Raw genomic sequence first — 24,597 nt, 5'->3', positions numbered from 1 at the left:
CGCCATGTAAACCAAAAGTCTAGGATCGCTCCCAGACTTTGGTTTACTGTAATAACAAGTGTTATACTTGCCCAACAAGATAATAAGACAAATAGACGAGCAACTGTCAATACCCGGGGTTATTTTCCGTTATACCCTGATTGTAGTTTAATTCAGCTAATGGAATCGGCCATAAATAATGTTTATCAGCAATGGCTACACCTTTATTCTTTTGAAGTATCTCTGCTGCTTTACCTGTGCGTTTCAAATCAAACCAACGCTTTCCCTCAAACTGAAATTCATAGGCCCTTTCTTGTAGGATGGAGTCTATCAACGTTTCAGGAGAAAATGACCCAATTTGATAATCGATGTCAGAAGCTGTATTTATTTCTCTTCCATAAGCACGTCTTTTAACTTGATTTAATGCATCCAGCGCCTCGGCTGTGACGCCATTCACCCGTGCCTCTGCTTCAGCAAATAACAGTAATACTTCAGCATAACGATATACGGGAAAATCATTAATTGCCCCGTATTCATTTGCAGCTGCGGGGTCAATGAACTTTTTTTGAAGAACGGTTCCTTCTCCTAGACCGATATTCATTGGATACCACGATTGTTTACGTAAATCCAAGTCACTCCATTCCTTATAAAAATTATTATTAACATTGGAATATTGGGCATAAGCACCTTTTCCACCCCCTTTCATGAAATACCCTGTTTCCGGATGGTTGATAATAAATGGATAATAATTTCCCTGACCTTCTCTTGTATATTTGAAATGAAAAACTTCTTCATCTGTTACGCCTACTCCTGCTCCAAAAATACGTTCGAAGTCATCAACTTGTTGTATAGGAACAAGGGAGAAAAGACCGGATTGCACAAGCTCCAATGCTTTATCTCTTGCCTCCTGATATTTATTGTTGGTTAATAGGTAATCACTTAGCACCGTCTTTGCCATCCATTTAGTAGGCCTTCCCGGCTGTGCAGCATTATCTTCAGGGAGGTAACTTTCTGCAAACCGTAAATCAGCATCAATCAAAGCATAAACTTCCTCAACCGAGCTTCTTGGCACATCCTTTTCTTCCATATTACTTTCAATACGTAACGGTACGCCTCCCCAATTACGAACTAAATGAAAATAGCACCAGGCACGCATGAACTTTGCTTCTGCAACATACCTGTTCTTTTCTTCATCATTCATTGCATTACCCTCCGGTACGTGTCTAATGACAAGATTGGCATTTCGGATGGCCAGATAAAATGAATTCCAAAAATCGCCTACTCGATTGGTATTCGTAGCATCTAAGCCACTAAAATCATTAAACTGCGCCCAACTTCCTCTTCCGTAGGCATAATCGCTATGGCATTCCAAGGTAGCATTATAAGAAGCGATGCCCTGCGCTCCTAAACGAATTGGGGGGAAAATCGCATTGACGGCTGCCTCGGCCTCGGCAGCTGTATTATAAAAGGTTTCTTCCAAGATCGACCGTGGTTCCTGATCCAATTCTTTGCTGCAACTCGATAGCGTAAAAAATACGACTATTAGCCATATCCCCAGGCTGTGATGCTTCATCGTATATATTAATTGAGCGTTGTGTATCATATTCTTAAAGTCTTTTTTTGTTAGAAACCAGCTTTCACACCGAATGTATAGGTTTTAGCGATCGGATAACTTAGGTAATCAGAACCACTGGAAGGCATCTCCGGGTCATACCATGAATAATTGGTTAATGTGAGCAGATTTTGCCCACTCACGTAAACCTGTAAACGCTTAAGCCACCCGAGATTAAACTTCTCTACAGGTAAATTATAAGCTAGCTGGATATTCCTTAATCGTAAGAAGGAACCGTCTTCAACCCATCTATCAGACACACGTGCATTAACGGTATTGCTGATTACCGGATACTTTGCGTTTGGATTCTCGGGAGTCCAATGATTATTCAGCACATCACGCACCATATTCAGTCCGGAAACATAATCCACGGTGCTGCCAATTGAGCTGGCGTTGAAAATGTCATTACCGGTCATCCCTTGTATAAAAAAGGTAAAATCAAAGTTTTTATAAGACATGGAGGAGTTCAACCCATAAATAAAATCCGGATTCGGGTTGCCTATTACCGTTCGGTCTGCGTTACTGATCGATCCGTCACCATTTAAATCTTTATACTTTATCTGGCCTTTTTCATCATATCCATCTTCTAGATAACCAAAAAACAAGCCCCTTTGTAAACCTTCTCGTAAAATGGTTCTGGAATCACTTACCACATTCATCTTCAGTTCATCGCCAAATATATCGGCTCCTGCATATAATTTTAAGACTTTGCTTCTGTTAAATGCAATATTAGCAGTAACATCCCATTTAAAATCGCCCTTGAAAATGTTAGCATTCAGGCCTAATTCAACACCGCTATTACGTATTTGTCCCACATTCTGAAAGGTCGTTGCGTATCCCATTGAAGTGGGCAGTGGAACAGCATTTAATAAATCTTTTGTAGTTTTGCGGTAGTAATCTGCCGTAAAAACAAGCCGATTATCTAAAACACCAAAATCAAGTCCCGCATCGATCTGCTCAGTCGTTTCCCATTTTAAATCCCTATTTGGAAGATCAGTCTCAGGCGCAAAAGCTAAGTGCAAATCTTGTCCGAAAACAGTATATCCGCCAGCTAATGGATTAAACGTCGGATAAAAATCTTCAATCTGTGTACCTGTTTTACCCCAGCTTACCCGCAATTTAAGGTCAGATATCCAATTGTGATCTTTCATAAAATCCTCCTGCGAGACTCGCCATGCAAAAGCGCCGGACGGGAAATAACCCCAGCGACTGTCCGTACGGTACCGAGACGACCCATCGGCACGAAAGCTTACCGTAAAAAGATACTTATCATCCAATGTGTAGTTTACTCTTGCCAAATAAGACAGCAAAGTTGATTTATTATAACCTGATGCAGGCACTAAAGGCACCAAAGCGCCGCCTAAATTATCCCATCCGCTTACATTACTAATGAATCCCTGGCCGCTTCCCATCACGTAGCTATTTATAAAATCCTGATAAGTTACACCCGCTAACGCGGAGAAATTGTGTCGCTCATTCCAAATCTTATTATAGTTTGCGGTTAGTTCAACCAATCTACTTTGTTCATTATTAGCCGTAATTTTTGCTTCACCCGTTGAGCCTTGATACCGGTTTGTGCGATACATATTTTCGCGATCATCTCGATTCTCAATACCGGTTAAGAGTTTAATATTGATGTCTGATATAGGTTTGTAAGTAACGGCTGCATTCGCAAGCACTAAATTTGCTTCCGTTTTGTTTGTTTCTTCGTTTATCCAATTCAATGGATTTATAATATCCGGTGCTGCGATATTGAAGGCGTTTGAGAGCAATCTGTACCCCCCATTATCGTCGTATGGCGTTAATGCAGGAGGTGCCCCTAAAATTGATGATATCAATGAATTACCCCTTGCTCCACCATTACTGTCTTTTCTTCCCGTGATTAATCTACTTAACGTAGCATTAGCATCAACTGTTAGCTTGTCACTAATCTGATGTTGAATACTTCCACGTAAAGAATATCGATCATAATCGCTTCCTTTGATAATTCCGTCTTGTGCAAGCACACTACCACCGACTGAAAATTGCGTACGTTCATTTCCACCGCCAATATTGAGTGAGGTGCTTTTTATCGGTGCTGAACGGAAAATAAAATCTTGCCAATCGAACGATGGTAAATTATTAATTTGTTCTTGCGTAAAATAAGGGGTAACTCCATCATTTGCAGCACGTAGGTTATAAAACGTGGCGTATTCAGGTCCGGTCATCAAATCCAGTTTTTTTCGGATTTGCTGTATGCCGTAATTAGCTTCAAAATCTACCTGTGTTGCACTTCCCGTACCTTCAACTCCGCCTTGTTTTGTTGTGATAATTACTACACCGTTGGCCCCCCGCGAACCATATATTGCTGTCGCGGATGCATCTTTCAGTATTTCCATACTTTCTATGTCCGCGTTATTTAGGATAGTCGGATTGCTCCCCGATAAGGGAAAACCATCCACGACGTATAAGGGCTCGTTGCTTCCTAAGATGGAATTGGCTCCCCTAATACGTACGGACATAGCAGGCCCAGGTGCGCCGGAACCCTGATAAACTTGCACGCCAGGTGCCCGGCCTGATAACGATTGCAATGCATTACTTGTTGGAAAAGCATTGATTTCAGTAGCTTTTACCTGCGCCACGGAACCGGTCAAATCTCGTTTTTTTACCGAACCATAACCAATAACAACTACCTCTTCCAACGCTTCCTGCTCTGCTCTAAGGACAACATCAACTTCTTTTCTCTTTCCAATGCGTTCTTCCTTACTTCCGTAACCGGTGTAAGAAAACACAAGTATCGTATTACCGCCAACAGTGGCTTTGTAGCGGCCGTTCGGATCGGTTGTGGTGCCGGTGTTGGGTTTTCCCTTTACCATTACCGAAACGCCCGGAAGTGCATTTCCTTGTTCATCCCTCACAATTCCGGTTATCGTGTCTTGTGTTTTTGTGTTGGTCGTATCGCCGGGAATGGTCGGAGTTGGAATCTCTTGTGCTTGAGACAGCTTTATAAATAACACATCGGCAACTAACAAAAAAGCAATCAGTATACTGATGTATTTAAACGATTGCATTAAATAAAATAAGAGTCTAACCACCATAACAGAAGGCTTAATAAATAACGATTAATAATGCAGGGTATGTAACAATTGTCTGTCCACTCTAAGGAGTCGTAGCATATTACTAACGGCTCATCAGCCTTTCTTTTATAGCAATGAGGGTTAAAAACGCTATTTATGAAAAGCTGAAGCGTCAAATACACAATTTGATTATTTAATCAGAAATTTGCAATTGAAGACAGCCAATATTGCTTACATAATTATGGCATGTGGAATGAGAAGGATACTTTGTAGAGAAAGAGAAACAACTAGTTCACTTTATTGAACTAGTTGTTTCTTTTTGAAAACGTTATTTTTGAGCTTGTACTACTTCCATTTTTTCAGCAAAATGGGCGCAATAGTCGCGTAAATCTCCTATTACGGCTTCCGCTAAAGGATCGCTGCCCGCAGCTCTCAAAAATGAGTCGCCCATAGTATGCAAGGTTTCATAAAAGAAACGTTTCATTTCATCAAGAGGCATGTCCTTTGTCCACAAATCAATACGTAGCGCATTTTTGTAATGATGGTCCCAAAGTGCTAGAAACATTGCCTTGGTTGGTAATGCTTCTTTGTTTTCTCCTTCTGTCGACTCCCAGGTTATATTTTCAGGAATATTAGCGTCATCTAATTCAATTGTTAATTTTATTTCTGCTTTTCTCACTTTATATTATTTTAGTTTATTCATTATCTATTAATAGCTCTACATCAAAAAGAGCCTTGATTTTCTATTAGCCATATCACCAAGATGGTAAAAACAACAAAGCCCATTTCAACAAGCCAAATACGTCTGATTCGTTGAAAAAAAAGACGAAAAAACTGGTCCGCAATGATCAGTATAACAATTAATAGTATGCCAAGCGCAATTCTCTTCCAAGCCAATTGATCAACAATTACACTCCACACCCCCGAAACAGCGAGCAAGGCACATACAATATTGAGCGGAGTCAAACGGAGATTCTTCATCTTTTACGTTTCATATTGCCTTTTGTTGCCCTTTTACTTGCCGTTTTGCTTTTACCGGCTTTATTCACCTTTTTGTTCGCCGCTTTCTTTTCGTGGAACGCCCCTTTGAATTCGGGATTCTCTTTCCGCTTTTGCATATCAATTTCCCTAGCCTGAGCTTGTTTTTCCTCAAAAGGAGTCTTTTCTATAAGCACCTCGGCGGGTAGTTCAGATACAGGAATTTGCTGGCGAATAAGTTTTTCAATCTTCGCAATATAGTACGCTTCCGCTGGCGTACACATACTAATGGCAATGCCCGATTTCGTTGCTCGGCCTGTACGACCAATGCGATGTACATAGTCCTCTATAACAATTGGGATATCAAAATTAATAACGTGGCTTACATCGCTTACATCCAACCCTCTGGCAGCTACATCTGTCGCAACAAGTATTCTTACAGATCCCTCTTTGAAGGCGTTGATAGAGTTGATTCGCGTATTTTGTCCCTTATTGGCATGAATCACCCGCACTTCATCTTCGCCATATTTTCTAGATAAAAAATGATATATATTGTCAGCGATCGTTTTCGTTTTACTGAAGATGATGAGCCGGTGAAAATCTTCATCATTTTTTAGTAAATATTGCAAGAGATTAATTTTCGTTTTTGTATTCGGCACAAAGTATAATTGCTGGCTTACCGTGTTTGCCGGCGTAGCTTGTGGCGACACCTCTACTATAGTTGGAAAAGCCAAAAAATCACCGGCAATTTTATGAACTAGCTCACTCATTGTTGCAGAAAAGAGCAAATTTTGTCTTTTTCTAGGAACAACTTCAAGAATCCTGTGGATTTTTCCGATAAATCCCATATCCATCATTTTGTCCGCTTCATCCATCACGAGCAACTTGATTTGCTTCGTATTAATGTGCTCAGCTAGGTATAGATCCAAAAACCTTCCCGGAGTAGCCACAAGAATATCCACCCCTTTCTCAAGTGCTTCTATTTGCTGCTTAGGCCCTAGTCCACCGTAAAGAACTACGGTACGCAAATCCGTATACTTAGCGAACAATTGTATATTCTCTTCAATTTGCATTGCTAATTCCCTTGTCGGCGATAAGATCAATGCTCTCGGGTCTGATCCCTGGGCATATTTGAGCTTCATAATTATGGGCAATACGTAAGCGGCCGTCTTTCCTGTACCCGTTTGAGCAATACCCATCACGTCCTGCCCGGCAAGTATTGGAGTAATCGCCTTTTGTTGAATAGCCGTAGGCTCTTTATATTTCGCGTCAGCTATTGCGTTCAGTATTTGCCTGTTAAACTTAAAGTCCTCAAATGATTTGTGCATAGCCTGCAAAGATAGAGAATTGATTGGATTGGATAAAATTGTTTATGAAGCCAATTTTGCCTAAGTTTGACTTATCATACTGAACAAAATACTATGTCATCCATTTTAATCAAGGCCGCTACCATTGTAAACGAAGGAACTACTCAGATCGCTGATTTATATATAAACCATGGTATAATAGAAATGATTTCGTCGGAGATTAACCACCCGGCCGATCACATAATTCGTGCGGAGGGTTTACATCTTTTTCCAGGCCTAATCGACGATCAAGTCCATTTTCGAGAACCTGGTTTGACACACAAAGCAGATATATGGCATGAAAGCAGGGCCGCCGTTGCCGGTGGTACTACCAGCTTTATGGAAATGCCCAACACGGTTCCAAATACGTTGACTCAGGGGTTGTTAGCAGACAAATATAGAATAGCATCAAAAAACTCGTTGGCAAATTATTCCTTTTTTATGGGAGCTGCTAATGACAATTTGGAGGAAGTATTAAAAACCAATCCCAAAGATGTCTGTGGTATCAAAGTCTTTATGGGATCATCAACCGGAAATATGCTTGTTGATAACCAAAAGACCTTAGAGGCTATCTTTAGAAATGCACCTATCCTTATTGCAACACATTGCGAAGATGAAGCTACAATACGGCAGAATTTAACAAATTTCAAGAATCAGTATGGCGATAAACTTACGCCGGATATGCATCCTTTGATACGATCTGCCGAAGCTTGTTATTTATCATCTTCAAGCGCAGTAGCACTTGCGGAGAAGTTTGGTACTCGATTACATATTTTACATATTTCGACCGCAAAGGAAACGCACCTGTTTAGAAACGATATACCGCTTAAAGAAAAAAGAATAACGGCAGAAGCATGCATTCATCATTTGTGGTTTAACGATCAGGACTATAAAACGAAGGGCAATTTCATCAAATGGAACCCTGCGGTAAAAACGAAGGAAGACCAAAGAGAAATTCTACGGGCGGTGTTGGACGGAAGACTAGACGTAATAGCTACCGATCATGCGCCACATACGCTGGAAGAAAAATCCAAGCCGTATATCGACGCGCCATCAGGAGGACCTTTAGTACAGCATGCACTCCAAGCCCTCCTTGACTTATACCATGAAGGAAAGCTAACGCTAACGGATATTGCTTGGAAAACCGCTCATAATACGGCAATTTGTTTCCAGGTTGAAAATAGAGGTTTTATTCGTGAAGGTTATTTCGCAGATCTTGTATTAGTTGATCTAAACAAGCCATATACTGTTAGTTCATCCAACATCCTATCAAAATGTGGTTGGTCGCCGTTTGATGGATATACATTTAAATCCTCGATTACACATACGATTGTCTCCGGAAATCTGGCTTTTGAAAATGAAAAAATTGTGAGCAACGAACCGGGGAAACGCCTATTATTTGAAAGAGATTAGCTAATTCAGGTAAATTCAATCACAACCATTAGGCAATGGATAGACGAACTCTTTTGCGTTTCATGGGAACTGGCATAGCATATGTCACATCGGCGAATTTGAACCTGCCTACGGTGCAGGCTGCCAAGAAAAACATGCCTAAGATAGCCCCGATTTATCCTGAAAAATTAAAACCTGGCGATACTATTGGTATCATTTCTCCCTCGTCGGCTATTGATGGAAACTTGCCATTTATGCTAGCACAAGAGACATTCGAAGCCCTGGGATTTAAAGTTAAATGGGGTAAGCATACCCATGATCGCTTCGGCCATCTTGCAGGGAATGATAAACAAAAATTGGATGACTTGCATGATATGTTCGAAGATACGCGGGTTAAAGCTATAGTTTGCATGCGTGGAGGTTCAGGCGCTGCGAGGTTGTTAGATAAAATAGATTACAATCTAATAAGACACCATCCTAAAATATTTTTGGGATATAGTGACATTACAGCTTTACACGCTGCTATACACAGTCAAACAGGTTTGATAACTTTTCATGGCCCGGTAGGATCGAGTTCCTGGCCGACCCTAGTCGTGGAGCAGTTCCGAGATATTTTCTTTAACGGCATCCCCCCACTCTACCGCAATCCATTGAACAAAGGTGACGATCTTATTCCAAGGCAAAACCGTATCCAAACAATTGTCCCCGGTATTGCCAAAGGCAAATTATTAGGTGGAAATCTTACCGTTTTGACCAGTATTGCTGGTTCAAAATATTATCCAGATTTTGATAATAGCATTTTATTTTTGGAAGATGTATCAGAAGAACCATATCGAGTTGAACGCATGTTTTGTCAGCTGAAGCTAAACGGTACACTCGATAAAATCAAAGGTTTTATTTTTGGAAAATGCACAGATTGCTCGCCTAGTGGTGGTTATGGCTCATTGACACTCGATCAAATTTTAGAAGATTATATTAAACCACTTCGTATACCCGCTTATCAGGGTGCACTAATTGGTCATATTCGCGAGCAGTTTATTCTTCCTGTCGGCGCAGAAGTTACGATGAACGCAAATGAAGGCACATTTCTTGTTGAAGGGAAGATGGTTTCTTAAAATGAATTAGGTCTGTGGTTATTTCTCACAATCCCGTGCAATATGAAGTTAATTAAAATCGTATTCTTTGCTTTACTTACAATAAGCGCCTGTCAGCGCGAAAAATCCAGCTTTAACAACAAAAAAAACTATAGTCCCGATACCGCTATGTTAGCAACTGCTTTTGAAACTTTTAAAGAAAAAAATCTTACGCATCGTCGATTTAAACACGCAGATATAGAGCCTTTGATATTAAAACGAGAAGAGAGTAAGCTTTTTGAAATAAGTAAGTTAGGCCAATCCGTACAAAAAAGAACGCTTTATCAGCTGAAATATGGCTCAGGAAATAAACGAGTGATGCTATGGTCACAAATGCACGGTAACGAAAGTACCGCTACCATGGCGCTATTTGATCTCTTTAATTTTTTGGAGGGTAGAAATGACCAATTTGATTCCGTTCGAAATCTGCTGAACAAAGAAACAACATTGTACTTTCTACCCATGATCAATCCCGATGGTGCTGAAATTTTTAACCGCAGAAATGCGTTGGACATCGATTTAAATCGAGATGCCCGCGAAACCGCGAGCCCGGAGGCTCGCATACTAAAACATGCTGCCGAAGTTAACAAACCGGCATTCGGCTTTAATTTGCATGATCAACATATTTATTACAACGTTCCGGGCACGCCAAATCCAGCGACAATATCGTTCTTGGCACCAGCTTATAATCATGAAAAAGACATTAATGATGTAAGGGGCCGAGCGATGCAACTTATTGTGGGAATGAATAAAATCTTACAGCAATACATCCCCAATGGTGTGGCTAAATACGATGACACACATGAACCCCGCGGTTTCGGCGACAATTTTCAGAAATGGGGAGCCAGCACGGTGCTTATCGAATCGGGAGGTTATAAAAATGATCCCGAAAAGCAATATATCCGAAAGCTAAACTTTTTGATTATTTTAAACGCCTTGATTGAGATCGCACAAGAAAGTTATACCCAGTATGAACAAAAGGCTTATCAAGATATTCCTGAAAATGCGACTAAACTATGTGATCTATTAATAAGGAATATCCAAGCTGAGCGAGACTCGGTAACCTATCCGATTGATCTAGCGATTAAAAGAGACGAATTGAATGCACCGGACAGCGCATTTTATATACGAGGTAGAATTGACGATGTAGGTGACCTGAAAGATAGTTACGGCTATGAGGAGTTGGATGCGAAAGGGCTTAGTTTTATGAAAGGGAAATTGTATCCGACAGCAATAAATCATCCCAACGAACTCACAAAGGAAAAGGTTATCGGATTATTGCGAGCAGGTTACATTGCTGTTCAAGTTAAAAACGTAGCGAATAATAAACACTATAAATGGCCGCTTCTTTTAACCGGTAACGGAACAATTTATGGCAACAGTCCAACGCTCGGAAGTCAGGCGAATTTTTTTCTTGCTAAAGAGGGTGAACCTAAGTATGCCATTGTAAATGGTTATTTGGTTGACTTGTCGAAAGAGCTGGATGAAAACTTTAAAAATTATATTCAATAATGAGGAAACAGACTGGAAGAAACGAGGTGTCAATCGAACTATTTCACCTTCTTTATGCCCTCTATTTCCCGGTTTGCTAAATAGCGACGCGCTGCTACTACCGTTCGACTTTCAAAATCATCATAATTGGAGGCTCCGGGCACCATACTGTTGATCCTCACCTTGCCTGCGGCGTGGATGAAGCTACCATCGCCTATATATAATGCCACATGGGTTACCTTGGCATTTGAGCTTCTATGCTTTCCTCCAGCAAAAAATAGGAGATCGCCCGGTTTTAAATTGTTAAGTGCTTTGGATAAATCAAGTTTATCATTCGTTAAAATATTAATGGGCTCTCCTACTAAGACTTGTTGTGAAGCGTCTCTCGGAATGATAAAACCATTCATTAAATAGGCTGTCTTTGTAAATCCACTGCAATCAACTCCTTTTATCGATGTTCCTCCCCATAGATAAGGCACACCAATCATTGTTTTTGCAATTCCCAGAACTGCATCTGCTGATGGGTTAAGCCCGTGTCTCCAATCTTCATAATCCAGCGCTATTGCCTTATCGATATAACCACGTCTGCCGTCGGGAAAAATGACTTTAAAAAAATCCTTGAACTCACCCTCTTTTACCAATATATTTCCCATCACTATATCAGAAACTCGCAAAGACCTTTTATCCAGATCACTGTAGACATGCCCGTAGTCGCCTACAATTATTACTTTTTCCTTTCTATTCCAATCATCTATTTCAGGCTTCGTTTTTAACGAAATAGCAGCTTCATCTAGCCAGCTAATATAGCCATCGATCGTTCGCACTAGATAGTACCCCTCCTTCTTTCTCAATACATCAACCGGCCAACCGAGCAGTGCTTGACTGGCCATTTCCGCAGCATTTTTGGGGACCGTACGCATATTACCTACAGAAACATTTATTACACCAAAAGTAGTATCTTGCAGCGCCGCGTCCGGCAAAGTATTAATGAATAAAGGCTGGTTTATATTGGCAGTTTGGTATTGTTCACGAAAATAGGCGGCTGCTACGTTGCTGCTCGTTTCAAGTACACATCTTCCTAAAGAATCGGTATAAGCTTCAAAAACAACTGTCCTTTTATCCAATGCATATTTACTGCGTGTGAGCTCTATTAAGTGTACAATTCTTTCTTCTAGGGGCAAATTCTGCTGTGCATTTAACCGCGAACAAAGCCCTAAAGCGAATATAACAAGAATCGTGATCCTTTTCATATAATTCAGATGGAGGTATTAGGTACTAAATTAACGTATATGTCAAGAAGAGCAAATTATCTTTGCATAATTTTTATATAAAAATGCAAAATAACGCATTTTGCGCAACGATTTCTTTTGCATGTCACTTACTTGCCGTTTTTCTAAAGAGTTTTTTTATGTTTGCATCGATATAAATAAACTAGAATGATCAATCGAAGAAAGTTCATTCGTCAAGGCATTATCGGAACTGTTGCCTTGGGAATTAAGAACGAAACATATGGACATCCACTCTCGTTTTCCGCAAAATCTTCCAAGCCTATTGTCATCTCCACCTGGGATTTTGGGATTGCAGCCAATCAAGCTGCATGGCAAATATTAAAAGAAGGAGGACGTGCATTAGATGCCGTCGAAGCTGGTGTAAAAGTGCCGGAAGCCGATCTTAAAAATGTTACCGTTGGCAAAGGCGGTTATCCTGATCGCGATGGACACGTGACATTAGACGCATGCATTATGGATGAGAATGGCAATTGCGGGGCCGTGTTAGCTATGGAGCATATTACACACGCCATTTCAGTCGCCAGGTTGGTAATGGAAAAGACTCCACATGTAATGCTTGCAGGTGATGGTGCGCTTCAATTTGCATTGGAAAACGGTTTTAAGAAGGAAAACCTTTTGACAAAAGAATCAGAGAAAGCTTGGAAAGAATGGTTAAAAAAAGCTGAGTACAAGCCGATTATGAATATTGAAAATCAGCATTTTTCGCCAAATAAATTACCAGGTAATCAATATAATCACGACACAATTGGTATGCTAGCTTTGGATAACCGTGGCAACCTTAGCGGTGCCTGCACCACAAGTGGAATGGCTTTTAAAATGCATGGCCGGGTGGGTGACAGTCCCATTATTGGCGCCGGCTTGTATGTAGATAACGAAATAGGTGCTGCTACTTCTACGGGCGTGGGTGAAGAAGTGGTCAGAACCGTTGGAAGCTTTCTGGTTGTTGAATTAATGCGCCAAGGTTATTCACCGGAAGATGCCTGCAAGGAAGCCGTTCAGCGCATTGTAAAGAAAAAACCCGCGAAAGCGAAGGAAATCCAAGTTGGCTTCTTAGCCATGAATAAGCAAGGTGAATATGGCGCCTATGCCCTACAACAAGGATTTTCGTTTGCCGTGTGTAATGAAGAACAACAAGACTTACTTATTAAAGGGAAAAGTATATACTAAATAACGTTTTCGTGTTATGAGTTTTGAAGCCTAGCTTCTTCCGCCAACAACTGATGACTAATAACCAACAACTACATATGACACTCGAAATATGTGCAAACTCACTTGCATCCGCTTTGTCCGCGCAACTTGGCGGTGCCCAACGCATCGAGCTTTGTGAGAATTTAAATGAAGGCGGAACAACACCTTCCTATGGAACCATAAAAAGCGTTCGCAAGCTGCTTAAAATAAAGGTATATGTACTGGTTAGACCACGTGCAGGAGACTTCTTTTATTCTGATGATGAATTTACCGTCATGAAAGAAGATATCGCTATATGCAAACAGCTTGGCTGCGATGGTATAGTGATTGGTCTACTAGATCAAGATGGGAATGTAGACATCGAGCGAACGAAAGAATTGGTTAAACTAGCCTCTCCAATGGGTGTTACCTTCCATCGCGCCTTCGACTGCAGCAATGATGGTTTAAAAGCGCTAGAAGATATTATAGAATGTGGCTGCGAACGTATATTGACATCGGGTATGGAAAATACTGCGACAGAAGGAACTGCATTCTTAAAGACCTTAGTTGAAAAGGCAGGTGATAGAATCGTCATTATGCCTGGTTCGGGCATTAATGAACAAAACATTACAGAATTAAAAAAATCGACCAATGCTAAAGAATTCCATACATCAGCAAAAGAACCTATTCCAAGTAAAATGATCTATCACAACATGGCAATAACCAATATGGGCGATACGATCGAGGTAAGTAATGAGCATAAAATTAGGAAGATAGTAGCGATGTTAAATAGCTAAAACGTTAAGTAGGCATATAGTTGATTTAACTATTTACCTACTTAACTACTTAACAATTTTACAATTTGCCAATTTCCTGAACCAAGTCGATCAGTTTATTGGAATATCCCCATTCATTATCGTACCAGGAAACGACTTTTACAAAATTATCGTTCAAAGCAATACCTGCTTTTGCATCGAAAATAGAGGTTCTTGCATCCCCTTTAAAGTCTTCTGAAACAACGTCATCTTCAGTGTATCCTAGAATACCTTTTAATTCGCCTTCTGATGCGTCTTTGAAAGCTTGCTTAATTTCTTCGTATGTAGCTGGTTTCTCTAAACGAGCTGTTAAATCCACTACCGATACATCAGGAACAGGAACGCGGAAAGACATACCCGTTAATTTACCTTTGATTGAAGGGATAACCAAGCCTACCGCCTTAGCAGCACCTGTTGAAGAAGGGATGATATTCTGATAAGCACCACGTCCTCCTCTCCAGTCTTTTACGGAAGGGCCATCCACCGTTTTTTGGGTAGCTGTTACAGCATGTACGGTGCTCATCAAACCTTCAACGATTCCCCATTTGTCGTGCAACACTTTTACAAGCGGAGCCAAACAATTGGTAGTACAAGACGCGTTTGAAACGATATGTTGATCAGGTCTTAGTTCTTTATGATTTACACCCATGACAAATGTAGGCGTGTCGTCTTTAGCGGGAGCTGACATTACCACTTTCTTAGCACCGGCATCAATATGTTTTTGAGCAGTTTCTTGCGTTAGGAACAAACCTGTTGATTCAACAATTACCTCGGCGCCTACATCTCCCCATTTCAAATTTGCAGGATCTTTTTCGGCTGTTACACGAATAGTTTTTCCATTAACGATTAAATTTCCATCTTTTGCCTCTACCGTTCCATCAAAACGACCATGTGTAGAATCGTATTTTAACATATAGGCCATGTATTCCGGATCAACTAAATCGTTGATACCAACAACTTCTATACCTTCACGGTTTATAGCAGCCCTAAATGCAAGACGTCCTATACGTCCAAATCCATTAATTCCAATTTTCATTTTAACTAATTTTTATTTAAATAATAATTTAAAAGATTCTGAATCGGCTCTTTGATAACCACTCCCACTTCCATGCCATGATTATTAGCTACTTGCCTTAACCAGGGCTCATAACCGGCAGCCACACTTCCGGTAAAATTTATTTTCGGATAATGATACCGCTCTTTCAACGGAACAAAATACGTTTCAAACAATAAATTGAAACCCTCCATCACCATATTATGAACGAATTCATGACTTTTTTGTTCTGCAACAAAGTCGGCAAAGGAGCTTAGAAATAATGCAGCATTTGGATTCCTGTAAACTTTATCCATAATTTGCTTCCGATCAAGAGGATAATAGCTGGTGAACTTATTCTCGAGATCAATGGGTAAAGTTTCGGATAAATAATTTCGCAGAAGATATCTGCCCATCCAATTTGCCGAACCCTCGTCTGCCAAAATATAGCCTAGCCCGTAGTTAGTCTCGTAAATTCTTTTGCCATCATAATAGGCAGCATTGGAGCCACTGCCTAATATCCCTACAAGCGCCTGCTCATTGCCTCCCGTAGCGAGGGCAGCTGCCAGCATATCGTGCTCAACAAGCACTTTGCTATAGCGGAAAAATTCCTTAAAGGCATTGTAAACCGTCTCCTTACGCTCATCAGAAGAGGCACCTGCACCGAAGAAATAAATCTTCTTTATTTTTTCAGCGTAGTTTATCAGACTGTTGTTCTTGTTCAAAACCTGGCTTATGTACCGCTCATCATTATGATAAGGATTAATACCCATAGTTTTAAACCCGGCAACAACCTTACCCTTATCGGCTAATCGCCAATCAGCAAATCTCGAACCACTGTACACTACGGCAATCATCTTAATTGACTAAATCGCTAAAACATTCATCATTTCGATCATATCATCGGCTAATTTAAATTCCTTGCTTCGGAGCGCAACCTCCAAAGGGGTTGTCACAATATCATTTCCCCGCAAACCAACCATTATCCTTGTCTCACCTCTTAATAGCCTTTTAACGGCTGCAAAGCCCAGCCGGCTGGCCAATACACGGTCAAAGCTGCTCGGAGAACCGCCCCTTTGCAAATGGCCTAATATGGTAACTTTGGTATCATAAAAATCGAACTTTTCCTGAACCCTTTTAGCTACATTATATGCCCCTCCATTTTTATCACCTTCAGCAACAATTACAATGGTAGAAGTTTTCTTGTCTTTCGCAGCATTTTCCAATTTTTGAATAAGCTCGTCAATACCTGTTTCCTTCTCAGGTAACAAAATGGCCTCAGCACCTCCTGCAATACCGCAGTTTAAGGCAATGCAGCCCGAATCGCGTCCCATTACCTCAATAAAAAACAAACGATCATGAGAAGCCGCTGTATCACGGATCTTATCTATTGCATCAATCACCGTGTTGTTAGCTGTATCATATCCCAAGGTAAAGTCGGATCCGTATAAATCATTGTCTATAGTACCTGGTACGCCAACAACCGGAATATCATACTCCCTGGAGAACACTTCGGCCCCGGTAAAAGTTCCATCTCCTCCAATAGCTACCAAAGCATCAATTCCCTGTGCTCTTATATTATCATAGGCCTTTTTACGTCCTTCAGGTGTTCTAAAGTCCAAGCAACGTGCTGTTTTTAAAATAGTACCTCCCAGTTGAAGAATATTACTGACCGAACGACTATTCATATCGATGATATTCCCATCGATCATTCCTTGATATCCATGCAATATACCACTTACTTTTTTGCCTTCATAAATGGCGGTACGAACTACCGCCCGAATACATGCGTTCATCCCTGGAGCATCTCCCCCTGAAGTAAATACGCCTATACGTTTGATTGAATTGTCCACTGTAAATAATCTATATAGGTTTCACTTGAATTTAACTTTCATTATGAATTGAAGAAACACATCCGCATTGCTCATTAAAATATAGCGTTAGCGTGCGTATTAGGTTGCTTCACTTCACATCAAAGCACGAATATAAGGTGTATTTCTTACACTATTGCTATTTATTTGTATTTTTTTTTACTTTTTCGCATCAGCTTTTATTCTTTCGTTACGAACATTCTAAAAATACTAAAAACGTAGCGGAAGTGGATAAGTTTTTTGCTTTTATAGTTTTCTTCCATAATTTTGAGTTTATTTGCCTAAAGTACCTAACGTTTTGAAATTAGCAATCAATTGCTCAATTTTATGGGCGTCTATGGAACTGAGAATTGGATATTTAATTGAACCTTAAAAAACAGAATTTTGCAATCAAACTTACCACATCTACAATCTATATTTACGGCTGACTGTGTTATTTTTGGTTTTAACGAAGGTGAGCTGAAAGTCCTTTTAATTGAAAGAAATGAATATCCTTTCAAAGATTGGTGGGGACTTCCGGGTTTTTTTGTTGAACACAATGAAACGATCGATGATGCAGTTAAACGTATTTTACTGGAACACACGGGGTTAAAGGGAATATATATGGAACAGCTCTATACCTTCGGTGACCTAAAAAGACACCCTCAAGGAAGAATCATAACGGTGGCATACTATGCTATGTTGCGATTGGAAGCTGTCAACCTCAATCTGAAGCCGTCCACCAACTACGTGAGAAAAGCGCAGTGGCACCCCCTTAACAACCTGCCTGAACTTGCTTTCGACCACCGAAATATAATAGAAAAAAGCATAGAAAAAATACGGCGTAAAGTCAGTCACAGTCCGATAGCTTTTGAACTGCTTCCTGAAAAATTCACGCTTACCCAATTGCAACAACTGTATGAAGCTATTTGGGACAAAAAACTAGATAAAAGAAATTTCAGAAAGAAGATGCTTAAATACAATGTCTTAAAAGAATTGGATGAAAAGCAAAAAGGGGTTTCCTATCGTGCCGCCAAACTGTACAAATTTGATAAGCGAAAATACAATAAGATCTTTAAAAATGAGTTGAACTTTTCTTAAAAAAGTAAAGGGTCTTTAGAAACCCTTTACTTTTTATAGACTATGCCAAGTTTAACTAAGCATTAATTTTCTCTTGATGAAACTTCACCAGGTCATCGATCGGTGACCGAACAATTCTGCCAAACTCCATACCAAACTCATGTGCCGTCTCCTCCAAGACATTCCGGAAGTTATAAGCTACGGAGCCGATACAGTTAAATGAATATTTTTGATAGTCAGGATAATGAACAACTAAATTCTTAAAGAAATCTTCAAAAGAGCTCTTTACCAATCCTCGTGAATATTCGATATTGATCATGATATCGTAAACGAACTTACTAAAGCTCGCGCAGAATCGATTCGCCAGTGGCTTGGTGTAAACAGCGTCCATTACATCATCCGGCGTAAGCTTAAATGTTTCCCAAAAAACTTCTCTTACATCACTTGGCATGTAGCCGCGTACATAATCTGTTAAAAGTTTTTTTCCAATATAGCATCCGCTGCCCTCATCACCCAATATATAGGCTGCAGAATCAATATTCTGAACGATGTCTTTTCCATCATAAATACAGGTATTGGTTCCTGTTCCTAAAATGGCAGCAAATCCAGCTTTGTCTTTTAACAAAGCCCTGGCAGCTGCTAACAAATCGTGTCCTACAAATACTTCCGATCGACTAAATACTTGTTTGATAGCCATTGCAACAATAGCCGCTTTTTCTTCGTTGTGAACCCCCGCACCGTAATAGTTGACCTCTCTTACTTCACTGAACGGCAAATCTTTTGGAAGCCCCTTTTTCAAAGAACTTACAATGTAATCGCTCGATACAAAATAAGGATTATACCCTTCAGTGTTAAAATAGATTTTTTTACCGGAGTCATTGATCAGGCACCAATTCGTTTTGGTTGAACCGCCATCTGCAATAATGATCATGTTATTGGTTTTAGTTAATATTGATTTATATCATTTTCTAATTTAAAAAATTTCTCTCAAGCAAGCGTTCAAAAACAAAATACGCTGCAAAACCTGAAAATCGTGGCACAAAATACACCTTTCAGGATATTATTACAAGTAAATACAGAAAAATTAATACACAATTTTATTATACCGTTTATACAATTGGTATAAAAACAGCATTAATAACACTGAAAAACTTGTTTTTGTATCTCCATATTTATGGTAATATATAGTGTACTTTTTACAATTAGCTACTTCATGACACCGAATTGTTTTAGGATATCAAATGGAAATGTACCTTTGTTAAAAAAACCGGAAACATGTTTACAGGCATTATCGAAACATTGGGAATTGTAAAAAATATAAAACGAGAGGACACAAACTTGCATCTAACGATAGCTTCCGATATTTCAGATGATTTTAAGATAGATCAAAGTGTATCTCATAACGGGGTGTGCCTTACGGTGGTGGCTCTTAGTCCTGGCCGTCACACCGTGACCGCTATTCAGGAAACGTTAACAAAAAGCAATTTTGATGAAGTAAAAGAAGGTGACAAATTAAATTTGGAGCGGTGTACATTAGTTGGAAGTCGTTTAGACGGACATATCGTTCAAGGGCATGTAGACCAAACCGCCACTTGTATCCAAATTAAGGATGAGCTTGGGAGCTGGATATATACCTTTCAATATGATCCTTCTGTCGGAAATATCACAGTAGAAAAGGGCTCCATAGCGGTAAATGGAATAAGCTTAACCGTAGTGGATTCAAAAGAAGATAGGTTTTCGGTAGCAATCATACCCTATACGTTTGAGCATACATCTATGCATATGGTAAAAGTCGGTGATCGGGTTAACCTGGAATTTGATATTATTGGAAAATACGTAACGCGTTTAGTGTCGTTAGGGAGAATAACAGCGTCTGAATGAATAGCCTATGATAGGTGCCTTTTAGGTACTTAATCTTGTGCATTACCTTTAATCTTTAATACCGAAATAGCGGCAAACAACATAAAAAAACCTGCCAATATAAGTGCATAAACGGCCTTTCCATTAAACACATACTTTATGATATAACCGATACAAAGGCCGTTTATAATCTGTGGAAAAGTGATAAAGATGTTAAAAATACCCATATATACACCCATTTTATTAGCTGGTAAATTTGCAGAAAGAATGGCATAAGGCATAGCCAAAATGCTCGCCCACGCAATACCGATACCCAGCATGGGCAGGGTCAAAAGGTACGGATCGCGGATAAAAAAAATAGACAACAAAGCGAATCCTCCCAACGAAAGTGATATGGCATGGGTAGCGCTCTGTCCGAAATATTTAGCTATTCTTGGTAAAACTAATGCATAAAGGGCTGAAACTGCATTGTAAATACCGAATAACACACCAACCCAATTGCCGGCATTTGCAAAATCGATTGAGGACGAATCTCCTACTTTAACACTATAAACATGTTCTGCTATTGCAGGTGTACTAAAAACCCACATAGAGAATAATGCAAACCAAGAGAAAAATTGTACAAGGCCCAATTGTTTCATTGCTTTTGGCATCTGTTTTAAATCGTTCAGAATAGCCGTTAAACCTCTTATGTCTTTCTGATTGATAGTAGTTCTATTCTCGGATTTTTCGAAGGCATTCAGTTCTGCCGGTGTATACTCCTTTGTCGTCACCACCGTCCACATTACGCTCATCACCAGGATGAAAGCGCCTATATAGAACGAAAAGACTACATTGTCGGGAAGATGCCCTTCCGTTGCTAATTTAGAGACACCCAAGAACTCTGCTAACACATAGGGTAACCAGGAACCAACAACTGCGCCGACTCCAATAAGAAAACTTTGCACAGAAAAGCCTTTACTCCTTTGCTCATTGGGTAAATTATCGGCGACCAACGCCCTGAATGGTTCCATCGTCACATTAATGGAAGCATCCATTATCATTAACATACCCGCTCCTATTATCAACGGAGGTAAAATTGTTGTTAAAACCGCGGCGTTTGGCATCAATAATAGGGCAATAGCCGTTAATAACGCCCCGGTTAGAAAATAAGGACGCCTCCTGCCGAGCCTGCCCCACGTCCGATCGCTGTAATGCCCTACGAGTGGTTGCACAATCATACCGGTTAAAGGCGCGGCTAACCAGAATAAAGACAAATGTTCGACATCAGCACCAAAGGTTTGCAATATTCTGGAAGCGTTTCCGTTCTGAAGCGCAAAACCTATTTGGATTCCTAAGAAGCCTAAGCTCATATTAAATATTTGCAAAGTGCTGAGACGTGGTTTAGTTAGTTGATTCATGCTAGGGTAACGCAAACTAGGCAGTTTGGCTCTGTTTAAAGACCGATTGCTTTAGTATTAAACAAACACTTAGTTATTAACAACGGCAGTTGATTTTCGGGGAATAATAGTCGAAGGAAGAAGAATAACCTGCTTTTCCGTTACGGACTCCTTATTGCATAAAGCCTCAAATAAAATTTCTGCGGCGCGTTTGCCCATCTCGAAAGCTGGTTGCTTAATAGTACTTAAAGGAGGGTTCAGCATATCGGCAATTTCCAAGCAAGAAAAGCAAACCAGTTTAAAATCTGAAGGAATCTCCAATTTTACATCTGCGCAATATCGCAAAGTAGTCATTGCTAACCGCTCAACAGAGGCGAAAGCACCATCGGGTTTCATTTTCTCAAAAGATCGTTTAATAGATTTATATATTTCTTCCTTATCGTTTGTGCATTCAATAATCAACTCGTCCTCACATGGTAAACCGGCACTCTTTAGCGCGTCTAAATAACCCTGCATCCTGATCTTCCCGATAGATACATTCTTATTTACCACTAGGTAAGCAATCCGCTTACATCCGTTCATGATTAAATGGAGTGTTGCTTCATAGCTGCTCTCATAGTCGTTTCCCGTTACACAAGTAGCTTCTACGTCTTCATAGCAGCGGTCAAAAAAAACTAATGGAATCCCCCTTTCTTTCAACATATTTAAGTGAACATGTTTTAACCCCTCTCCTGACGCTGACATAACCACCCCCTCTACCCTTCCATTGCATAACGATCGGATAAATGTGGCCTCCTGTTTTACATCATCTTCTGTAACATAAATCAATGTATGGTAGCCATTACGTCTCGCTTGTTGCTCAATACCTTTGATCGCTTGCGAGAAAAAGTTATTATCAAATTCCGGAATGATGATGGCGATTGTTTTACTCTTTGATTCGCGCAGATTACTAGCATAAAGGTTAGGTGAATAACCTAATTCATCGGCCATGCGTAAAATACGCTCTTTAGTAAGCGGATTGATATCGCTATTATTTCGAAAGGCTCGGGAAACAGTCGAGGTAGATAAACCCAAAGCGGCTGCTAATTTTTTGATGTTTATTTGGCTCATTATTTATAATTCTATTAACAAACTTAGATAAAGCTGATCGTTATTCCAAGCTTACAAAGCATTGTAAACCAACTGCTTTGCTAATCTATCTTCTTATAATATGTTACTTGGACAAACAAATTAATTTTATTTCTTGTTAGTGATTAGGAAAACAAGAGCTTGAGATATGGATAAACTAAAAAAGTTTGAATTGATGGAAAAGATTGTCCGTCAATTAGAAGATTTGCGAAATAGCCAACAGGCTATTCTTGAAAAAATAAGTAACATTGAAGTAGAGAACATTGAAGTAGATGATAAAAGTCTTGAACAGATTCTTCCCGAAATCCATCAGCGCACAGCAGATAACCTGGATGCAGTCACAAGTTTAATGGAAGACTTCACTTCAAAAACCAGTGATTTTGGTGAAAAAAACAATGTGGCTCGACTAAGGGAACAGCAAGAAATCAACAATACTAAATAATATTCAAGCCGGGCAGCTACTGCCCGGCTTGAATACTAATATCCTGGATTTTGTGTATAATTTGGGTTTCCCAATTGGTTCAAAGGAATCGGGAACAACAGATTTTTCGCGTCTGATGCCGGTTTTTCTTGCCAGGCTTCCAGAAATCTGCCAAAACGGATGAGATCAGTTCTCCGATGTCCTTCCCAAAAGAATTCCCGGCCTAATTCATCCAATAATAGCTGTTCGTTCAATTCGGTAAAACTGCTGGCACCGCGCTTTGTCCGTACTTGATTGACTAAGTTAAGGGCTTCGCCGGTTTGTCCCAACCGTAATAACGCCTCGGCCTTCATTAATAAAACATCCGAATAACGGTAGAATACCCAATCATTATTTAACAAGCTCGTAGAACCGTTCGCATAGTCAATTGGATACTTAATAACACGTATACCAGCTACTTCCAAATGATTCTGATCTCTTTCTATAATGCTAACTTCTGGAGTAAAGGCTAAAGGGTTTCCTCGTCTATCGGTTAAGTTTTCACCATTTTGATTTACTTGCTGTCCCACCAAAAAGCCAACTCTTACACCACTCACATTAGTTACACCGGGATATTCACCGCCTCTCCGGACGTCACTTTCTTCAAATTTATTATAGAAGTCCGATAAAGTAGAGAAACCATTATTTCCCGGGGGATTTTGATTATAGTGTAATGTAGCTACCCACATATTCGTCATACCGGTAGCAGAACTTTCTCCACCGATATTTTCACCTGTAAAGATATTTTCGGTTGTCGATTGCCCATTATTTGGCGCGAAATTTAAATAATAATTATCAATTAAGGCGTATTCTCCACTATTGATAATCTCATCCGCCAACCGAACGACTTCCTGCATATCTTCATTGGCAAAAGTCGGCGCTTGACGATTCAAAAAGGCTCCCTTATTTAAATAAATTTTCATCAACAGAATTTTAGCTGCATCTTGTGAAGCACGATCAATTCTGTCCGTAGGTAAATCGTCTAACACTTCTGTCACTTCAGAAATCAGGTAGTCAATTTCTTCTTGCGCAGTTCTGACCCTCGGATTTTGCGTAACATTTTCTCCGGGGTCACGGTAAGGTACCTGTCCCCAACCATCTAAAATGGAAAATTCGGCAAAAGCCCGGAGAAATCGAGCTTGGGCTTCTTGCGAGGGAGTAGGATTATACTGCAAAATATCCGTTGCCGCATAGCTAACTCCTAGTACATCTTTAAACACACTGTGAACGCGTGTATGATCTGATTGCCATCGATGCAAATGAAGCGCTCGCCAAGCACCGTTATCGTCCCAGTCGCCGCCTCTCGTAGGAACTATAGCTTCATCGGTAGGAAATTCCTGTAGCGCCCACCAACCATACGGACCATAGTACGGATTGCGCATAGCAATATAGGCCGCATTTAACAACGCTGGTACATCATCGCTGCCAACGCCACCGGAACCTACTTGCCCATGAAGATCTTCTTCCAGTTTTGTACATCCTGTAAATGCAACTAATGCAAGTAAAAGGACCTTTATATATTTATTTCTCATGATTCTTCCGCTAAAAT

General features: G+C 40.1%; 21 protein-coding genes. 8 read left to right on the top strand and 13 right to left on the bottom strand.

What is annotated here, in order from left to right; genetic code table 11:
• Positions 1–106: 106 nt before the first annotated feature.
• From E0E36_RS10165 to E0E36_RS10145, 5 genes are all read right to left on the bottom strand, one after another.
• Entirely contained in the window at positions 107–1,552 is a 1,446-nt protein-coding gene (locus tag E0E36_RS10165; RefSeq protein WP_242627176.1) for a RagB/SusD family nutrient uptake outer membrane protein, read from the bottom strand.
• Positions 1,553–1,602: 50 nt separating this feature from the next.
• Positions 1,603–4,668: a SusC/RagA family TonB-linked outer membrane protein gene (locus E0E36_RS10160; protein WP_130855846.1), complete on the bottom strand. Its 3,066-nt coding sequence runs from the start codon at positions 4,666–4,668 to the stop codon at positions 1,603–1,605.
• Positions 4,669–4,975: 307 nt separating this feature from the next.
• Positions 4,976–5,326, bottom strand: a complete 351-nt coding sequence (gldC, locus tag E0E36_RS10155) for a gliding motility protein GldC (protein ID WP_013667134.1) — start codon at positions 5,324–5,326, stop codon at positions 4,976–4,978.
• Between the two features lie 44 nt (positions 5,327–5,370).
• The gene (locus E0E36_RS10150; protein ID WP_130855845.1) at positions 5,371–5,628 is read right to left on the bottom strand and encodes a hypothetical protein; all 258 of its coding nucleotides are present in this window, start codon (positions 5,626–5,628) and stop codon (positions 5,371–5,373) included.
• Positions 5,625–6,953 carry a DEAD/DEAH box helicase gene (locus E0E36_RS10145; RefSeq protein WP_130855844.1) on the bottom strand — a complete coding sequence of 443 codons (1,329 nt, stop codon included), beginning with the start codon at positions 6,951–6,953 and terminating at the stop codon, positions 5,625–5,627. Before E0E36_RS10145 ends, E0E36_RS10150 begins: the two co-directional genes overlap by 4 nt.
• A gap of 93 nt (positions 6,954–7,046) precedes the next feature.
• Here E0E36_RS10145 and E0E36_RS10140 point away from each other — a divergent pair, with 93 nt between their 5' ends.
• The 3 genes from E0E36_RS10140 to E0E36_RS10130 are packed head-to-tail and all read left to right on the top strand — an operon-like array spanning position 7,047 to position 11,008.
• Entirely contained in the window at positions 7,047–8,384 is a 1,338-nt protein-coding gene (locus tag E0E36_RS10140) for a dihydroorotase (protein WP_130855843.1), read from the top strand.
• Positions 8,385–8,419: 35 nt separating this feature from the next.
• A complete protein-coding gene (locus tag E0E36_RS10135) occupies positions 8,420–9,478 on the top strand; it encodes a S66 peptidase family protein (protein WP_130855842.1) in 1,059 nt (352 codons plus the stop codon).
• Positions 9,479–9,520: 42 nt separating this feature from the next.
• Positions 9,521–11,008 (top strand): M14 family zinc carboxypeptidase, encoded by a 1,488-nt coding sequence (locus tag E0E36_RS10130; protein WP_130855841.1) that lies wholly within the window; start codon positions 9,521–9,523, stop codon positions 11,006–11,008.
• Positions 11,009–11,046: 38 nt separating this feature from the next.
• On the opposite strand, the gene E0E36_RS10125 is transcribed toward E0E36_RS10130, so the two are convergent.
• Positions 11,047–12,237 (bottom strand): C40 family peptidase, encoded by a 1,191-nt coding sequence (locus E0E36_RS10125; protein WP_130855840.1) that lies wholly within the window; start codon positions 12,235–12,237, stop codon positions 11,047–11,049.
• A 186-nt stretch (positions 12,238–12,423) separates the two neighbouring features.
• On the opposite strand from E0E36_RS10125, the gene E0E36_RS10120 reads away from it, so the two are divergent.
• On the top strand, positions 12,424–13,443 hold the full coding sequence (locus E0E36_RS10120) for a glycosylasparaginase (protein WP_013667141.1): 1,020 nt from the start codon (positions 12,424–12,426) through the stop codon (positions 13,441–13,443).
• Positions 13,444–13,520: 77 nt separating this feature from the next.
• Positions 13,521–14,240: a copper homeostasis protein CutC gene (locus E0E36_RS10115; RefSeq protein ID WP_130855839.1), complete on the top strand. Its 720-nt coding sequence runs from the start codon at positions 13,521–13,523 to the stop codon at positions 14,238–14,240.
• Between the two features lie 58 nt (positions 14,241–14,298).
• On the opposite strand, the gene gap is transcribed toward E0E36_RS10115, so the two are convergent.
• The 3 genes from gap to pfkA are packed head-to-tail and all read right to left on the bottom strand — an operon-like array spanning position 14,299 to position 17,144.
• Positions 14,299–15,294: a type I glyceraldehyde-3-phosphate dehydrogenase gene (gene gap / locus E0E36_RS10110; protein WP_013667143.1), complete on the bottom strand. Its 996-nt coding sequence runs from the start codon at positions 15,292–15,294 to the stop codon at positions 14,299–14,301.
• Positions 15,295–15,299: 5 nt separating this feature from the next.
• Positions 15,300–16,148, bottom strand: a complete 849-nt coding sequence (locus E0E36_RS10105; protein WP_130855838.1) for a hypothetical protein — start codon at positions 16,146–16,148, stop codon at positions 15,300–15,302.
• Between the two features lie 9 nt (positions 16,149–16,157).
• Entirely contained in the window at positions 16,158–17,144 is a 987-nt protein-coding gene (gene pfkA, locus E0E36_RS10100; RefSeq protein WP_130855837.1) for a 6-phosphofructokinase, read from the bottom strand.
• Between the two features lie 402 nt (positions 17,145–17,546).
• Here pfkA and E0E36_RS10095 point away from each other — a divergent pair, with 402 nt between their 5' ends.
• Entirely contained in the window at positions 17,547–18,242 is a 696-nt protein-coding gene (locus E0E36_RS10095; protein WP_013667146.1) for an NUDIX hydrolase, read from the top strand.
• Positions 18,243–18,297: 55 nt separating this feature from the next.
• On the opposite strand, the gene E0E36_RS10090 is transcribed toward E0E36_RS10095, so the two are convergent.
• Positions 18,298–19,152, bottom strand: coding sequence for an N-acetylglucosamine kinase (locus E0E36_RS10090; RefSeq protein WP_013667147.1), 855 nt, complete (start codon positions 19,150–19,152; stop codon positions 18,298–18,300).
• 344 nt (positions 19,153–19,496) lie between these two features.
• Here E0E36_RS10090 and E0E36_RS10085 point away from each other — a divergent pair, with 344 nt between their 5' ends.
• The gene (locus E0E36_RS10085; protein WP_130855836.1) at positions 19,497–20,102 is read left to right on the top strand and encodes a riboflavin synthase; all 606 of its coding nucleotides are present in this window, start codon (positions 19,497–19,499) and stop codon (positions 20,100–20,102) included.
• A 29-nt stretch (positions 20,103–20,131) separates the two neighbouring features.
• Here the strand turns inward: E0E36_RS10085 and E0E36_RS10080 are convergent, their stop codons facing one another.
• Together E0E36_RS10080 and E0E36_RS10075 are read right to left on the bottom strand one after the other, a co-directional pair.
• On the bottom strand, positions 20,132–21,433 hold the full coding sequence (locus E0E36_RS10080; RefSeq protein WP_242627175.1) for an MFS transporter: 1,302 nt from the start codon (positions 21,431–21,433) through the stop codon (positions 20,132–20,134).
• Positions 21,434–21,550: 117 nt separating this feature from the next.
• A complete protein-coding gene (locus tag E0E36_RS10075) occupies positions 21,551–22,570 on the bottom strand; it encodes a LacI family DNA-binding transcriptional regulator (RefSeq protein ID WP_130855834.1) in 1,020 nt (339 codons plus the stop codon).
• 166 nt (positions 22,571–22,736) lie between these two features.
• Here E0E36_RS10075 and E0E36_RS10070 point away from each other — a divergent pair, with 166 nt between their 5' ends.
• Positions 22,737–23,030 carry a hypothetical protein gene (locus E0E36_RS10070; RefSeq protein ID WP_013667151.1) on the top strand — a complete coding sequence of 98 codons (294 nt, stop codon included), beginning with the start codon at positions 22,737–22,739 and terminating at the stop codon, positions 23,028–23,030.
• 35 nt (positions 23,031–23,065) lie between these two features.
• Here E0E36_RS10070 and E0E36_RS10065 read toward each other — a convergent pair whose 3' ends face one another.
• A complete protein-coding gene (locus E0E36_RS10065; RefSeq protein WP_130855833.1) occupies positions 23,066–24,580 on the bottom strand; it encodes a RagB/SusD family nutrient uptake outer membrane protein in 1,515 nt (504 codons plus the stop codon).
• Between the last annotated feature and the right edge of the window lie 17 nt (positions 24,581–24,597).

The organism is Olivibacter jilunii (genome assembly GCF_900607235.1).
In the GTDB taxonomy this organism is placed as follows: Bacteria; Bacteroidota; Bacteroidia; order Sphingobacteriales; family Sphingobacteriaceae; genus Olivibacter; species Olivibacter oleidegradans.
This window is presented reverse-complemented; position numbering and strand designations above follow the sequence as displayed.